The 1,196-nt window shown below is 71.0% G+C and carries 3 protein-coding genes; all 3 read right to left on the bottom strand.

Annotated elements, in window-relative coordinates; translation table 11 throughout:
- The coding region (locus AC1D01_RS35625; protein ID WP_477874376.1) for a hypothetical protein at nucleotides 1-187 on the bottom strand (187 nt) is incomplete at its 3' end.
- Nucleotides 188-282: 95 nt separating this feature from the next.
- A complete protein-coding gene (locus tag AC1D01_RS35630) occupies nucleotides 283-696 on the bottom strand; it encodes a response regulator (RefSeq protein ID WP_477874378.1) in 414 nt (137 codons plus the stop codon).
- Between the two features lie 86 nt (nucleotides 697-782).
- Nucleotides 783-1,196 (bottom strand): response regulator transcription factor (locus AC1D01_RS35635; protein WP_477874380.1); only part of this gene is annotated, 414 nt, incomplete at its 5' end.

Raw genomic sequence — 1,196 nt, forward strand, 5'->3', positions numbered from 1 at the left:
GGCGGGGCGTGGTGTCGCGTTCGATGTTGACCAGGAACACCGCGAGCTTGTGGTTGATGTTCGCGGCGACGCCGCCATCCGGCTCGTACAGGCTGGAGACGACGACCAGCTCCTCGCCCAGCTGGAACGAGCGCCGCAAGGCGTTGTTCAGCTGGCTGGCGACTTGCGAGAAGGCGGCGTCGATCATGGAGGGTTCCGGTGGGGCGAGTGGTGAAGGAATGCCCCGACGATAGGGACGCACGCGGCCCGCGCCCATCGGTCAATCTCTGAACTTGCACCTCTTCATTGCTGAGACGCTGGCGGCCAGCGGCTGATGCCGGCGTGCACGGCGCGGATCGCCTGCGCGAGCGCGGCCAGCGGCTCGTCCTTCAGCACGTAGCCGCGGGCGCCGGCGGCGCGCATCGCGTCGACGATTGCCGGCTCGTCGTGCATCGACAGCACCAGCACGCGCAGGTTCGGGTGATGCGCCAGCAGAGCGGCCAGCGCGGTCGGGCCGCCACCGGGCATCTGCACGTCCATCAGCAGCACGTCGGGGTGCACGCGCGCCTGCGCGAGCCAGGCCTGCAGCGCCGGCACGTCGGGCGCCTCGCCGASGATCTCGAAGCCGCGGCGCGCCAGCAGCCCGGCCACACAGGCGCGGTAGGCCGCGTGATCGTCGGCCAGGTACAGGGTCAAAGGGCGCGCGGCAACTCCCATCGTGGGGCCCAGCGTGAACCGCCGCGGCCCGCGGCGCCATCAGGAAACGGCTGATACGGGCCKGTGCCGAAGCTGAACCTGCCCGCTCAGGACGGCGTGCGCGCGCCGCTGCGCCACGGCTGGTCGAGCGAGCTGAGGCCCTCGCACAGCGCATAGCGCGTCAGCTCGGCGAGGCTGCTGATGTCGAGCTTCTGCATCACGTGCTCGCGGTGCGTCGCGACGGTCTTGATGCTGACGTGCAGCCGGTCGGCGATCTGCTGCGTCGACAGGCCTTCGGACAGCAGCTGCACCATCTCGCGCTCGCGCGGCGTCAGCGCCGCGGTGCCGCCCGCCGCCTGCGGCTGGCCGCGGCTGCGCACTTCCTTGACGACCAGGCCGACCAGTTCGGCACTCAGGTGCACCTGGTCGGCCATCGCCTTGCGGATGGCGAGCGCGAGCTCGTCGTACGAGCAGTCCTTCAGCACGTAGCCCGATGCGCCGGCCTCGAGCACCGCGAGCAC

Source organism: Rhizobacter sp. P3_B12 (assembly GCF_056402895.1).